The sequence below is a fragment of the Bdellovibrio sp. HM001 genome, from assembly GCF_055397275.1.
On record NZ_AP029174.1, the window covers coordinates 3008152 to 3023179 of the forward strand.

Below are 15028 nucleotides of genomic sequence, written 5' to 3' on the forward strand. Positions count from 1 at the left end.
TTTGAATCTTCCCAAGGACGACGCCTGAGGGGGAAGGGAGGGGCTCCTTAGCTGGGGCACGGGCTCCTGCCCTCTGCCGGCACTCGCTTCGCGACCATCCCTGGGCCGGAGGCCCCATCTAAGGAGCCCCTCCCTTCCCCCTCAGGCTTGTTTCTCGTAAGAGCCACTCAAAAAGAGCCTTCAGTGGCGCGTGTTTGCTATGTGGATGGCAGTACCAAAGGATGGCCGTAAAAGCCTTTAAAGTACTGCTTTTTGGGCTGGTCGGTGGTGCCCTGTTGAGTCATTTTTTAATCCGTGGTTTTCCCTTTATTTCGCTCTGTTTTCATGGAAAAAAAGAGGGGTGTTTTATCACTCTTTGGAGGTTCCTATGAATACGACAAATCCTCTCTTAAAACCCTTCACAAACAAAGACCAGGCTGTGCCCTTTGATCTGATCAAAGTGGAGCACTACGTCCCGGCTGTAGAAGAAGCGATCAAAATTGCCAAGGACAATGTGGCAAAGATCAAAGCCAATCCTGCGGCTCCTGATTTTGAAAATACGATTGTGGCCCTAGAGGCCGCTTCCCTGCTGGCGGATCAGATTTCCACGATCTACAGCAACCTGGAAGTGGCTCATGCGGATGAGGCTTTGCAGGCTTTGGCCAAAGACATTTATCCAAAGTTGACGGCTCTGGCTTCTGATATTTCTTTGGACGCTGAAGTCTTCAATCGCGTGAAAGCGGTTTACGACAAACGTGCGACTTTGAATCTGAACGGCGAACAAAACCGCCTTTTGGAAAAAACCTACCTGTCCTTCACTCGCAACGGCGCTTTGCTGAACGAGACCGACAAGGAAACTCTTCGTCAGATCGATCAGGAACTTTCCGTTCTTGGACCCAAGTTCTCTGAGAATGTTTTGAAAGCGACCAACTCTTTTGAAATGATTCTGGACAAAAAAGAAGACGTCGACGGTTTGCCAGAAGGTATTCTGGAAGGCGCTGCGGCCCAGGCCAAAGCCAAAGGTCACGAAGGCAAATGGTTCTTCAACCTGCAGATCCCTTCTTACCTTCCGTTCATGACTTATGCGAAAAACCGTGCGCTTCGTGAAAAAATGTGGCGGGCGTTTTCTTCCAAAGCCTTCAAGGGCGAGTTCGACAACCAGGCCAACGTTCTGAAAATTGTTGAGCTTCGTAACAAACGCGCAAAAATCCTGAGCTTCAGCACACACGCTGATTTCGTTCTGGCCGAGCGTATGGCGAAGAGCCCTGAAACTGTCATGCAATTCCTGAACAAACTTTTGGCGGCCTCTAAAAACGCCGGAATGAAAGACGTGCAGGAACTGACAGAGTTCGCGGCCAAACTGGACGGCTTGACCGAGATCAAACCTTGGGACGTGGCTTATTACTCTGAAAAATTGAAAGAGGAAAAATACGCCTTCAATGAAGAGGACCTGCGCCCGTACTTCAAACTTGAAAACGTGGTGGAAGGTGTTTTTGCTCACGCGAAGAAACTCTATGGCCTGACTTTCAAAGAAAACAAGGACATCCCCGTTTACCACCCGGAAGTGAAAGCTTACGAAATCTATGAAGACGCTTCCGGCAAATACATGGGTCTGTTCTATACGGACTTCTTCCCACGCGAGACCAAAAAAGGTGGCGCATGGATGACTCAGTTCCGCAGTCAGGGCCTGATCGAAGGTGAAATGAAGCGTCCACACGTGAGCATCGTGTGCAACTTCACGCAGCCGACTCCGACTAAGCCTTCCCTTTTGACTTATGACGAAGTTCGCACTTTGTTCCATGAATTCGGTCATGCTTTGCACGGAATGTTGTCTGAGTGCACGTACCCTTCTTTGAGCGGCACGAACGTTTACTGGGACTTCGTGGAACTGCCTTCCCAGATCATGGAAAACTGGGTCGGAGAAAAAGAGGGCTTGGATATCTTTGCCCGTCACTATGAAACCAACCAGCCAATGCCTGCGGAATTGATCGAGAAACTGAAACGCTCGCAAAAGTTCCAGGCCGGCTACATGTCCTGCCGTCAGTTGCAATTCGGTTTGATGGATATGGCTTGGCACTCCACAGATCCTGCAACCATCAAGGACGTGGACTCCTTCGAGGAACTGGCGACGGCCGAAACCCGTCTGTTCCCTAAGGTGGACGGCGCGAATTCTTCTTGCAGCTTCGGGCACATCTTTGCAGGTGGCTACTCTGCCGGATACTATTCCTACAAATGGGCAGAGGTTCTGGATGCAGATGCCTTTGAGTACTTCAAGGAGCAAGGCCTGTTCAATCAGGAAGTGGCCAAGAAGTTCAAAGACAATGTTCTGAGCCGCGGCGGCACCGAGCACCCGATGGAGTTGTACAAGAAATTCCGCGGTCGTGAGCCGGATCCAAACGCTCTGTTGCGTCGTGATGGATTGATTTAATGAAGAAGAGTTCGATGAACAAAGACACCAAACAGAGCAAACTGATTCTGAAGGAAAACGGCAGCATTGGTTTGGTCTATCGCCTGGAGACAGCACTTGCGGTCTCTTTGGCTAAGAAGGTTGCGGAGTTTTTGAAAGAACGCGGCTTTGACGTCTTCACCTGCCCCGATCAAAAAGTCGTCGCAGGCACGAAGGCGGCAAAAACCAAAAAGCACATGGATGACCTGAAGCTGGTCATCGTGCTTGGCGGTGACGGGACTTACCTGCGTGCCGTGCGCCTGCTAGAAGGCCGCAGTGTTCCTATTCTGGGCTTTAACATGGGCTCCTTGGGTTTCCTGACCGCCCACAATGCCGATTCCTGCTTTGAGATCATCGAAAAGACTCTGGACGGGAAAATGGTGCAGCGTCCGCGCTCTATGATCTTTGCGAAAATTCTGCGCAAAGGGAAAGTGCGTGAAGAGCACCACGCCCTGAACGACATGGTGATCGAAAGAGGCTCGATGTCTCAATTGATCAACACTGCTATTTATTCTGAAAAGTTCCTGGTCAGTCAGGTGAAGGCCGACGGTTTTATCGTCGCCAGCCCTTCGGGATCCACGGCTTATAACCTTGCGGCAGGTGGCCCTATTTGCCATCCTGAATCGCCGGTGTTTATCGTGACCCCGGTGGCGCCGCACAGTCTGACCTCGCGCCCTTTGATCTTCCCGGATGAAAAAGAGCTTTCATTTAAGCTGGAAGGTAAAACCCAAAAGGCGCACTTTATCGTGGATGGACAAAAAGTGACTGAAATCACCGCGGAAGACGAAGTGGTGGTCAGTCGCTCCTGCTACGATCACTGGATGGTTCGTGAACCCAATCACAACTACTTCCATTTGCTGCGTGAAAAATTAAAGTTCGGCGATCGAAACTGATCTTATAGGAAACAAAGATTATGTTACTTGAGTTGAAGGTATCCAATTTTGCAATTATCGACAGTCTGCACATCTCTTTCAAAGAGGGGCTAAACATCATGAGCGGTGAAACCGGTGCCGGTAAATCCGTCTTGTTAAAAAGCCTGTCCCTGCTTATGGGCGGCAAAGGCTCCAGCGACACCATTCGCACCGGGGCCACACAAGCCACCATCGAGGGTTCTTTTGATATCTCATCCCGTCCGGACATTCAAAAGATGTTGCACGATATGGGTATCGAGGCGGATGAAAACACTTTGATCGTTCGTCGCATCCTGAGCGCTGGTGACAAATCCAAGGTTTACCTGAACGGCAGCTTAAGCACTTTAAACAGCTTGCGTGACATCGTGGCACCCATGGTGGAGCTGGCCGGACATTCCGCCCCGCTGATTGAAATGACCGGTCAGCATGAAAACCGCAATCTGATGTCCAAGCACTATCATCTGGATCTTTTGGATCAATACGCGGGCACCTGGGACAAGCGTCTGCTTTTCACTGAAAAATTCAATCGCTATCATGCGATCTTTGCAGAAATCAAAAAGCTGGAAAGTGATGCAAAACAAAAAGCCCAGCGTCTGGATTTTTTGACTTATCAGCGCGATGAAATCGCCAACCTGGATCTGTCCCCGGGCGAAGATGTTGAGCTGGAAGTCGAAGTTAAAAAACTCAAAAACTCCAACCGCATCGGTTCTTTCGTGGATCAGGCTGAAGCCGCTTTGTACAATGACGACGATTCCGCCATCAGCCGTTTGAATGCCATCCTTAAAAAAGGTCTGGAGCTTTCCAGCGTGGACCCGCAGATTGCGGCGAAGCTAGAAAACCTGGAACAAGCCAAGACCTTGATTGATGAAAGCATCTATGACCTGCGCCAGTATGCAAATAAGATTGATGCCGATCCTCAGCGTCTGGAAGAAGCCGAAGGCCGCTTGAGCGATCTGCGCAAGTTGCAGAAAAAGTACGGCCCCACCGTCGACGATATTCTGAAAGCTTTGATGGAGATGGAAATTGAAATCTCCAACCTGCAAAACTCTGAATCCAAAGTGGAGTCTTTGAAAAAAGAAGCCGCGGTTCTTCTGAAAGAACTAGAAACCCTGGGCGCGGAACTGCACAAACGCCGTCAAAAAGGAGCCGAACTTCTGGCGGACAGCGTGAATGCGGAACTTCTGGATCTGAACATGAAAGGCGTCACCTTCCATGTCATGACGGAAAAACTGCAGGAGCTGGCATCCACAGGGATGAGCGATGTGGAATTCCTCAGCCAAACCTCGGCCAAAGACGCCAAACGTCCGTTGGCGAAGTTTGCCTCTGGGGGTGAGCTGAGCCGCATTCTGTTGTCTTTGAAGCGTGTGGTGGGATCCAGCAATCAACCCCGCACTTACCTGTTTGACGAGGTCGATACGGGTGTTTCCGGCGAAACCGCAGAAAAAGTGGGTCGTAAGCTACGCACTATTGCCAAAGGACAGCAAGTCGTCTGTGTGACTCATCTTCCACAGGTGGCAGCTTTCGGGGATATCCACTTCTTTATTCAGAAGTCCCCGCAAAAGGATTCCGTCAGCATGGTTGTGTCAGAACTCAAACAAAAAGACCGTGTCCAGGAGATCGCCCGCCTTATCAGTGGCGAGAAGATCTCCAAGACATCTCTGGCCCACGCAGAACAACTGCTGACTGACGCGAAATCCAGCCGCTAGAAGTCCTTTCCTAATTGTAAGTTCAGAACCTCCTTGTCTCCCAGTTACCATGGGTTTCTAACAAGGAGGTTTTTTTATGATTCTCGTTATGGGAGCCACGGGCAATATTGGCTCTAAGATCACCGCACATCTGCTGGCCAATGGGCAAAAAGTCCGCTGCGTGGCCCGCCATTTCCCCAACAAAGAGGCCTTTCGTGGTGCGGAGCTGGCGCAAGGTGATGCCAACGAAGTCGGCTTCCTGATGGATTGCATGCGCGGATGCTCCGCCATCTTTACGATGATACCTCCAAACATGTCCGCGAAAGAAGTGCGGTTTTATCAAAATAAATTCGGCGAAGTGATTGCCGAAGCCATCGAAGAAGCTGGCGTCAAAAAAGTCGTCAATCTATCAAGCATCGGGGCAGATCTTGAAAGCGGCACCGGACCGGTATTGGGCCTGCATGATCAGGAAGAGCGTCTGAATGCCATCACCCATGCCGACATTGTTCACCTGCGCCCCGCCTATTTTATGGAAAACCTCTTGGCAGGAATCCCCAGTATTCTTTCCATGAACCGTTATTTCGGAATCATTCCTGCCGAAGTTCCCATCTCCATGATCGCCACGCGGGACATTGCCGCACGGGCGTCTTTTCTTTTGATGAATCCGGACTTCAAAGGTCACAACGTCGAATACCTTCTGGGGGAACGGGAGATCAATCATCTGGATGTCATGAAAGCCCTGGGAAGAGCCATTAACAAACCAGACCTGGAGTATGTCGAAGTCCCTTCCGCTGAAATGCGCAATTATCTGATTGGGGCCGGCATGACAGAGGATTGGGCCGATGCCTTCATCGAACTGGGCACATCCCTGGGGAATGGCACCATCAGTGGCACCGTTCAAAGGGACAAAAAGAACACGACGGCGACCTCGATAGAGGAGTTCGCACGCACCACATTCCTGGATGCCTACAATCGTGCGGCCGGGAAAGAGGACCTGCGAAAATCCAGACCGTCTCCGTCAGGAGAGGCTAGACCTTAACAGCGGCAAATGCTTCCCACTCCCGGAAGACAATGATAGCTTTTTTGAATGAAAAGAAGTGTCTATCTTATTGTTCTTCTGGGAGTATCCTGCATGCACAAAAACTATCTTGATTATCCAAAGCCTGAAAAAATCACCACACAACTTTCCAAGCACGGTGACATCCGCATGGATGATTATTTCTGGTTGCGCGAGCGCGAAAATCCAAAAGTCGTCGATTATCTGAAAAAAGAAAATGCCTATACAGAATCCATGATGAAGCCAGCCAAAGAGCTGGAGGAAAAAATCTTCCAGGAACTCAAAGGCCGTGTCAAAGAAGACGAATCCTTCGTTCCGGCTAAAGATGGTGAATACTACTATTCCGCTCGCTATGAGGTCGGTCAGCAGTATCCCCTGCACACCCGCCACAAAGGCAGCCCTCAAGGTCCGGAAGAAATCCTGATCAACGTTCCCGAACTTGCCAAGGGCCACAGCTTCTTCAGCTCTACCGGTCCCCGCATGAGTCCTAATCAGCAGATGATGGCCTTTGCTGTGGACACCGTGGGTCGCCGTTTCTACACGATCTACTTCAAAGATCTCAAGACCGGAAAAACGCTGCCCGAGAAAATTGAAAACGTCACAGGCAATCTGGCTTGGGCCAATGACAACGAAACGATCTTCTATTCCGAGCAGCATCCGGAAACTCTGCGAACGGAAAAGATCTATCGCTACAATCTTAAAACCCACAAGAAGGATCTGGTCTATCACGAAAAAGACGACACCTTCAGTGTGTACGTGTATAAAGCCCTGTCCGAGAAATACATCTATATTGCCTCTTACAGCACTCTGACCACCGAAGTGCAGTTCCTTCCGGCAGATAAACCGCAGGACAAATTCAAAGTCTTCAATCCCCGCGAGCGCGCCCACGAGTACTCCGTCACAGACGGCGGTGATAAGTTCTATATTATTTCAAACAAGAATGCGCCCAACTATAAACTGATGGTGGCGGATCCCGCGCACACCGAAGAGAAGCACTGGAAAGAGCTGATTCCTCATCGCAAGGATGTCTATCTGGAAAGTGTGACGGTCTTTAAGAACTTCATCGCCCTGGACGAGCGTAAAAACGGTCTGACTCAGGTTCGCATTGCAGACCGCGATGCTCAAAATCCTTACGAGCTGACATTTGCAGACCCAAGCTACCTGGCCTCTGTCGGCGATAATCGTGAATACGACACGGACTGGCTGCGCTACAACTATGAATCCATGCGTCTGCCTGATTCCGTTTACGATCTAAACGTCAAAACCAAAGAGCAGGTTTTAAAAAAGACTAAAGAGGTTCCGAACTACAATCCGGAACTTTATAAAACTGAGCGTGTATTCCTAACTGTTCGCGACGGCACAAAGGTGCCCGTATCCCTGATCATGAAGAAGGACTTCAAAAAAGATTCTTCCGGTTCCATGCTGGTTTACGGCTATGGCTCTTATGGCGCCAATATGGACCCGTGGTTTAGCAGTTCTGTTTTCAGCCTGGTGGATCGTGGTTTTGTCTTCGCCAAGGCACACATCCGTGGGGGCTCTGAAATGGGCCGCCATTGGTATGATCAGGGGCGTACCCACAACAAGATGAATACCTTCTTTGACTTTATCGACGTCACAGAAGCATTGATCAAAGATGGCTACGCAAAGCCTGAGCACACGTTTGCCATGGGTGGCAGCGCCGGGGGACTTTTGATGGGAGCCGTAATGAATCTGCGCCCGGATCTTTACAAAGGCATCGTCGCGCAGGTTCCGTTCGTGGATGTGATCTCCACAATGCTGGATGAAAGCATTCCCCTGACCACCAGTGAATATGATCAGTGGGGAAATCCAAACGTGAAGGAAGACTACGAATACATTCGCAAATACTCCCCCTACGACAATGTGAAAGAACAGGCTTATCCGAACGTTCTGGTGACCACAGGGTTCCACGATTCCCAGGTGCAATACTGGGAGCCCGCAAAATGGGTTCCTAAACTAAGAGAGCACAATAAGGGGACTTCGATGATTCTTCTGAAGACGGATATGGAATCCGGTCATGGAGGAGCTTCGGGCCGCTTCGACAGTTTGAAAGAAACGGCCACGGAGTATGCGTTTATACTAATGGTGAACGGGACTAAAAATTAGTCCCGAACATCCTGAACGATGATCAAAGCACTGAACGTGTTGAACTTCACAACTTCGCCCGTTCTTTGATTTGTCCAGTATTGTTTGTTGATATATCTCACGCTGCCATCTTCATTCAGCACCGGAGTTCCGTCCGGATTGATTTCAGGGATGGTGGCGCCTTCAGTGGCCTCGACACGCTTAAACAGCTCTTCAGCGGTTTTGCCATCCTGACGAGTGCATCCGCCGGAAGCACGGCTGCCAAGATAGTCAGTGTACTTTCTGTAAACCTCGTGCAACGCAAGACCGTTATCAACATCATAGAAGATCGCAAACGGCATTGAAGAGTCCCAAGAACTGGAAACGTGATCCTTGGAAAGGAACTTCGGAGTGAAGTACCCTGTCGGAGTCTGAGACCAGTAGGATTTTGCCGGAGCACCGGTACAAACCTTGTTCTTACGTTTCAGTTCCAGGCTTTCACGACCCGTGGACACTTTGCTGTTGATAATCTGGCGGCCATATTCATAAACGCGCATCGTCTGGGCGGTGCGGCCCCGGTCAGATTTATTGATCACGATCACATAGCGAAAATCGCGCATCCAGGGCTTGGAATAGAAATCGTTTTCGGAGAATTCCTGACTGCCCAGATGTTCGGTCAAGCGAGGTGTGACCATTTTTTCGTAGGCATACGTCTGACTGTATTCCTGATCGGAATACTTACAGTCATTGAACTGGTTTTTTACTTTTCCCCAGAACGAGGCCGAAGCCGTTTGGCTGATGATCATGACGGCTGCCACGGCACCGTATTTAAGAACGTTCTTCATATACACTCCGTTTCTTTTATAGAACGAAGTCTTCCCAGCAAATACTTTGCCACATTTTGAGACAGTGACTGACAACCTGGAGCATTTCAATAGAACAAGGGGGCTGTCCACCCCCCTGTTTTGTCAAATTGACTAAAAGTTCGACAGGACCGCGTTCAAGCCGCATTCAGCCCTGCAACTTGCTGGGTTCGCCCCTTGCCGTGGATCACCTCATTCAAGTCCACAGTCAATCGCTGCGAGGTCACCGCCATATCGTCGATCTCTGCGCTTGTGGCAGCAATCTCTTCCGCCGAAGCAGCGTTGCTTTGTGAGGCTTGATCTAATTGGTTCATCGCTTTGCTAATTTGCTGAATACCGGCAGTTTGTTCGCTGCTGGCGGTGGCGATTTCATTATTTAAATCCGCGACCTTTTTCACCGACATCACGATATTATCTAAAACCACACCACTTTCAGAGGCAATCTGACTTCCCTGCTCAACCTGAACAACAGATTCTTTTATCAGCAGACTGATATCCTTTGCAGCCAATGCACTTCTTTGCGCCAAAGAGCGTACTGCCTCAGCTACAACTGCAAATCCTTTACCCTGTTCTCCGGCCCGGGCTGCTTCAACAGCCGCATTTAAAGCCAGAAGATTTGTCTGAAAGGCAATGTCGTCAATAACGTTGATGATCTCTCCGATTTTTCGGGAGGATTTAGAAATCTCTTCCATCGAGGCAATCAGACGAGTGATTTCCTCCTGTCCTTTTTCCGCAACTAATCGCGAAGATGCCGACAGACTTGCCGCCTGCTTGGCATTATCAGAATTCATCTGCACCATCGAAGACAACTCTTCCAAAGATGCCACGGTTTCTTCCAAAGACGCGGCTGCTTCAGTGGAGGATTGGGATAAACTATTTCCTGCACCGGTCATTTGCGACACCGCACTGGCGACATGATGACTGGCATCTGTCAGTTTGGAGGAAATTGCAGAGATCGAGCTGGAGATGCGAGCCGCAATCAAAATCAGTGTGGCAGAGATCAACACATTCCCAATGATCGTCGTCAGGATATTCCACCACTTCACTGATGCCACGGCTTCTTCCGCCCAAGCCCCCTCCGTGTGCGCTTTGGCCTGATAGATCTTCAAAGCCTGTGTCGTGAAGGCCCCCAGTGTAGCACTCAGGGTGCTGAATTCGCCCTGCAAAATCGCCTCAGCAGCGCTCAAGTTGGCCGGCTCCTTGGTCTTCACCAGTGTCACGACCTTTTCCATATCCTTTATGAGCTGCGGGAACTTTTCCTTAACCCCCTCATACAAGCGGGCTTCTTCAGGTTGAAAGGTAGTTGAGGAATATTCCTTGAAATCCTTTTTATAGCTTTCCAACCCCTGAATAGCGGCTTCCATCTCTTTATCAAAGGCCTTGCCCTCTTTGGCTTTGGTGATGGCCGAGAAGATATTGAAAGCAAAGACATTCCTGCTCATTCTCAAATCGCCAATGACCAAAATATTCGGAATGATATCTTTATGAGAACTACGCAGAAGCTCATTCATCTCGGTCACACCGCGAACCGAGATGAATCCAACCATGATAAATGCGACGATGGGCAACGCTGCTGCGAAAAGAAGTTTACCTCTAATGCCATGAAACCAACTAGTAAGACTGTCCATAAACCGGATCCCCCTGTGATCCGATTTACTTTTCGGCCTTGACTGGAATTTAACATAGAGTCCAGATTACAATTTTTTTAAATTTGGAAGGAGAGTGGAGAAGTCTCTCCTTCTTTCGGGCGATCCAGAGCAAAAATCTCTAGACCAATTTCCGTAGAACATAATGGAGAATGCCTCCATTTTTGAAGTACTCAAGCTCCACCGCGGTATCGATGCGTGAACGAACTTGAATATCTTCGTGACTGCCGTCGGCGCGATGGATCGTCACCTTCACATCCTGCTGTGGTTTCATCCCTGTTTCAATTCCGCGGATGTCAAACGTCTCTGTACCATCCAGGTGCAGGGTTTTGCGATCCGTGCCCGTATGGAACTGCAACGGCAACACCCCCATCCCAATCAGGTTGGAACGGTGAATGCGCTCAAAGCTTTCTGCGATCACCGCTTTCACCCCCAGCAGACGAGTTCCCTTAGCTGCCCAGTCACGGGAAGATCCTGTGCCGTACTCTTTCCCGGCGATCACCACCAATGGTGTGCCATCAGCCTGATACTTTACTGCCGCATCATAGATCGCCAGTGTTTCGCCACTTGGCAGATACTTGGTCATGCCACCTTCCACCCCGGCCAGCATTTCGTTTTTGATACGAATATTGGCAAAAGTTCCGCGCACCATCACCTCATCATTACCACGGCGCGAACCGTAGGAGTTGAAGTCATGAGGCTGCACCCCATGAGAAGTCAGATACCGTCCTGCCGGAGAATCCTTCTTAATACTGCCCGCCGGAGAAATATGATCCGTGGTGATAGAGTCTCCCAAAATAGCCAGGGCCCGAGCCCCTGTGACGTCATGAAGTTTTTCCGGGCTTCTGCTCATCCCCTCAAAGTACGGAGGATTTTTGATGTACGTGCTTTTTTCCCAGGAATAGGTTTGTGAGGCGGTCGTGTTGATCTTCTGCCAGTCTTCCGTTCCGGCAAAGACATTTCCGTAGCGCACATCAAACATCTTCGTTTCCACTGTCTTGTTGATGGTGTCTTGAATTTCCTGAGAGCTTGGCCAGATGTCTTTCAGGTAAACCGGATTCCCGGCAGAATCCTTACCTAACGGATCTTTGGAAATATCAATCATCATATTACCCGCCAGAGCATGCGCCACCACCAGCATCGGGGAGGCCAGATAATTGGCTTTCACATGGGGATTAATGCGGCCTTCGAAATTTCGGTTGCCGGAAAGAACCGATGCCACCACCAGATTTCCTTTTTCCACCGCGTGAGCAATGGGTGCTTCCAAAGGACCAGAGTTGCCAATACAAGTGGTGCAGCCATAACCCACAAGGTTAAAGCCCAACTGATCCAGATAAGTTTGCAGACCCGAACGTTCCAGATAATCCGTCACCACCTGGGATCCCGGCGCCAAAGACGTCTTCACCCACGGTTTCACTTTCAAACCTTTTTCCACGGCTTTCTTGGCCACCAAACCCGCACCAATCATCACCGAAGGATTGGACGTGTTGGTGCAGCTCGTGATTGCGGCAATCACCACGTCCCCATGCCCCAGGGAATAGGCCTGAGAATCCACTGTCACCGCCGAAGCCGCTTTCGATGCCTTATCCGCCGGCACCTGGAAGCCCGTGATCAGCTGCTTGGAAAAATCCTGGGCCGCCTGATCCAGCACCACACGATCCTGAGGACGCTTGGGTCCTGCCAATGAAGGCTCAACCGTTGACATATCCAGATGTAAAGTGTCGTTGAAATGATAGTGTTGTTCCGCCTCTTCCGAACGCCACAAACCGGTTTCCTTGGCATACGCCTCCACCAGTGCGATCGTTGCTGAGTCACGTCCGGACAGTTTCAAATACTTGATCGTCTGTTCGTCCACCGGGAAGAAGCCACAGGTCGCACCGTATTCCGGCGCCATGTTGGCAATCGTCGCACGATCCGCCAAGGACATGGAAGCCAGGCCCGGCCCATAGAACTCGACAAATTTACCAACCACACCTTTTTTTCGAAGCATTTGTGTGATTGTCAGAACCAGATCCGTTGCCGTTGTGCCTTCCTTCATTTTACCTTCAAGACGGAAGCCGACCACTTCCGGGATCAGCATGCTTAAAGGCTGTCCCAGCATCACCGCTTCCGCCTCAATTCCCCCGACTCCCCAGCCCAACACAGCCAGACCATTGATCATTGTGGTGTGACTGTCCGTTCCCACCAACGTATCCGGAAAGGCCGCGTGACCGTTCAAACCATTTTCAGACCAAACGGTTTTTCCCAGGTACTCCAGATTCACCTGATGGCAAATCCCTGTGCCTGGCGGAACCACCTTGAAGTTTTGGAATGCCTGCTGTCCCCATTTTAGGAAAACATAGCGCTCGTGATTACGCTCAAACTCCATCTTGACGTTTTCATCAAAGGATTTCGGAGAGGCAAAGGAATCGACCATCACCGAGTGATCAATGACCAGATCCACCGGCACCAGAGGATTGATTTTTTTCGGATCACCGCCCAGAGCTTTCATCGCATCGCGCATGGCTGCAAGATCCACCACTGCCGGAACGCCAGTGAAGTCCTGCATCAGAACTCGTGCAGGGAAAAAGGAGATCTCACGGCTCAAGGACTCTTTGCTCAGGCTTAGCAGAGAATCAATGTCCTCTTTACTGACATGCAGCCCGTCCTCGTGGCGCAGAAGATTCTCCAAAAGAACCTTCAGTGACACCGGGATTTTTTTCAAATTGTGATGGTGAATTTTATGAGGATTGAAAATCGTGTAGCTCTGTGAGCCCACCTGAAGCTGCGACTTTGTCTTAAAACTGTCTTTGGATTGAATGAACATGAGAGGCTCCTTCCGCCTCTCAATTCCACTCTCCTCTTAAAAATTTATCAAGCCAAAAAGCCCCGATCTGGGTTTTCACATCACTGACTTTTCCCTCGAAAACCAGGCGCATCAAGTCTGCTGGTTTTACTTCGACAACCTCAATAAATTCCCCTTGATCCAGGCGTTGTTCCAATTGCACAAGATCTTTTGCCAGATACAAGTCGATGTGTTCATTAGAGTATCCAATCACCGGATGAATTGTGGTCAGGAACTTCCACTCTTTGGCTTCATAACCGGTTTCTTCCAACAGCTCCCGTTTTGCCGTCAGCAGGGTTTCTTCGCCGTGATCACGTTTGCCAGCAGGGAACTCCATGAAGACTTGCTTCACAGCATGACGGTACTGATGAATCATCACGACATTTCCATTTGCCAATAATGGAATCATCATGGCCGCGCCCGGGTGCAAAATATATTCGCGGGTGTACGTTCTGCCGTCAGGAGCCTGCACCTGGTCCTGTTCGATTTTCAGATAACGTCCTTTAAAAATTTGTTTTGATGAGAGAGTTTTTTCTTCCAAATGCTTCATAAACACAGAATCTCATACAGGGACATTGTTGTCTCAATAATAGTGACTGGACTAAAGATGGTCCCGTCCTTTGTCCAAAAGGTGTATAATCAACATTGCTCATAGCTGTTGAATACACGAGTCTTGTATAGAATAAATCTGTACAAGATTCAGTTGGATAAGATGAATTTTAGAAGTCAGATCAGGAGGATCCCTATGAGAGCCTTGAATAAGGTGGGACTGTTTTTGTCCACCGTCATTGCTGTGTCCGTTATCTCAGTTCAAGACGCCAACGCACAAAGACGCTCCAGCCGTGGCCCAAGCCTTTCGGGCGACATGTCTTTGGGAATCGGTCTTTCAACTGTTTCGGCCGGACAGAATGACATGAATTCTTTGATTGATGCTGCCGGGGCCAGCGCGGCAGCGGCCGACACCAAGGATCTGGGAAGTGCTTGGGAGTTTTATGCCAACTGGTCTTATCGCTTCAGCAGCACCATGTACGCCTTTGTCTTCCGTCCCTCTTATTTCACTCAGACCACAGAAGGTAAGGGCAATGACGGCAGTTATGACTACAAGCTGACCGGTTACACCGTGTTCCCTATCTTCCGTATCTATGCGCTGGAAAACTCTTTCATCAAGTTCTATATGCAGACAGGCCTGGGTTACGGAAGTCTGAATGGTGAAATCACTGCTGGCACAAAAAACCTGGATTTCAAAGGAAGCGCCTTTGGGGCCATGGGTGGTATCGGCGTGGACTTCTGCTTTACCGAATCCCATTGTCTGACTGTAGAGGGCAATCTTCGATATATGCCGATCGAACGCAATCTGACCACCGGAGGCAACTGTGCGGCGGCCAACGATATTCCGGGCGTCAGTCAGTGTGGTGGCAGTTCCGAAGTTGAACGCGATGGCAAGGACTTGGCAACAACCATGTCTGGAGTTCAGGGCCTGATCGGCTATACCATGAACTTCTAGTAAGAAATTCGTCTTAAATCAGTACTCGACA

At 49.8% G+C, this 15028-nt stretch carries 10 protein-coding genes; 6 read left to right on the top strand and 4 right to left on the bottom strand.

Features of this window, described 5'->3' with window-relative positions; genetic code table 11:
- Nucleotides 1-367 precede the first annotated feature (367 nt).
- The 5 genes from ACZ5ZZ_RS14160 (at nucleotide 368) to ACZ5ZZ_RS14180 (ending at nucleotide 8202) form a co-directional block, all read left to right on the top strand.
- Nucleotides 368-2407 (top strand): M3 family metallopeptidase, encoded by a 2040-nt coding sequence (locus ACZ5ZZ_RS14160; protein ID WP_464131912.1) that lies wholly within the window; start codon nucleotides 368-370, stop codon nucleotides 2405-2407.
- Nucleotides 2407-3318 carry an NAD(+)/NADH kinase gene (locus tag ACZ5ZZ_RS14165; protein ID WP_464118344.1) on the top strand — a complete coding sequence of 304 codons (912 nt, stop codon included), beginning with the start codon at nucleotides 2407-2409 and terminating at the stop codon, nucleotides 3316-3318. Before ACZ5ZZ_RS14160 ends, ACZ5ZZ_RS14165 begins: the two co-directional genes overlap by 1 nt.
- Nucleotides 3319-3338: 20 nt before the next feature.
- A complete protein-coding gene (gene recN / locus ACZ5ZZ_RS14170; RefSeq protein ID WP_464139972.1) occupies nucleotides 3339-5042 on the top strand; it encodes a DNA repair protein RecN in 1704 nt (567 codons plus the stop codon).
- 76 nt (nucleotides 5043-5118) lie between these two features.
- The gene (locus ACZ5ZZ_RS14175; protein ID WP_464139974.1) at nucleotides 5119-6060 is read left to right on the top strand and encodes an NmrA family NAD(P)-binding protein; all 942 of its coding nucleotides are present in this window, start codon (nucleotides 5119-5121) and stop codon (nucleotides 6058-6060) included.
- A 48-nt stretch (nucleotides 6061-6108) separates the two neighbouring features.
- Entirely contained in the window at nucleotides 6109-8202 is a 2094-nt protein-coding gene (locus ACZ5ZZ_RS14180) for a S9 family peptidase (protein WP_464139976.1), read from the top strand.
- Here the strand turns inward: ACZ5ZZ_RS14180 and ACZ5ZZ_RS14185 are convergent.
- The 4 genes from ACZ5ZZ_RS14185 to ACZ5ZZ_RS14200 form a co-directional block, all read right to left on the bottom strand.
- Nucleotides 8199-9005 carry a L,D-transpeptidase gene (locus ACZ5ZZ_RS14185; protein WP_464118348.1) on the bottom strand — a complete coding sequence of 269 codons (807 nt, stop codon included), beginning with the start codon at nucleotides 9003-9005 and terminating at the stop codon, nucleotides 8199-8201. The genes ACZ5ZZ_RS14180 and ACZ5ZZ_RS14185 overlap by 4 nt on opposite strands.
- A 155-nt stretch (nucleotides 9006-9160) precedes the next feature.
- Complete coding sequence (locus tag ACZ5ZZ_RS14190) at nucleotides 9161-10651, bottom strand: methyl-accepting chemotaxis protein (protein WP_464139978.1); 1491 nt, start codon at nucleotides 10649-10651, stop codon at nucleotides 9161-9163.
- 139 nt (nucleotides 10652-10790) lie between these two features.
- The gene (gene acnA / locus ACZ5ZZ_RS14195; RefSeq protein ID WP_464139980.1) at nucleotides 10791-13475 is read right to left on the bottom strand and encodes an aconitate hydratase AcnA; all 2685 of its coding nucleotides are present in this window, start codon (nucleotides 13473-13475) and stop codon (nucleotides 10791-10793) included.
- A 19-nt stretch (nucleotides 13476-13494) separates the two neighbouring features.
- Nucleotides 13495-14043 (bottom strand): NUDIX domain-containing protein, encoded by a 549-nt coding sequence (locus ACZ5ZZ_RS14200; RefSeq protein WP_464131924.1) that lies wholly within the window; start codon nucleotides 14041-14043, stop codon nucleotides 13495-13497.
- Between the two features lie 195 nt (nucleotides 14044-14238).
- On the opposite strand from ACZ5ZZ_RS14200, the gene ACZ5ZZ_RS14205 reads away from it, so the two are divergent.
- Nucleotides 14239-14997 (top strand): hypothetical protein, encoded by a 759-nt coding sequence (locus ACZ5ZZ_RS14205; protein ID WP_464118352.1) that lies wholly within the window; start codon nucleotides 14239-14241, stop codon nucleotides 14995-14997.
- The last annotated feature ends 31 nt before the right edge of the window (nucleotides 14998-15028 follow it).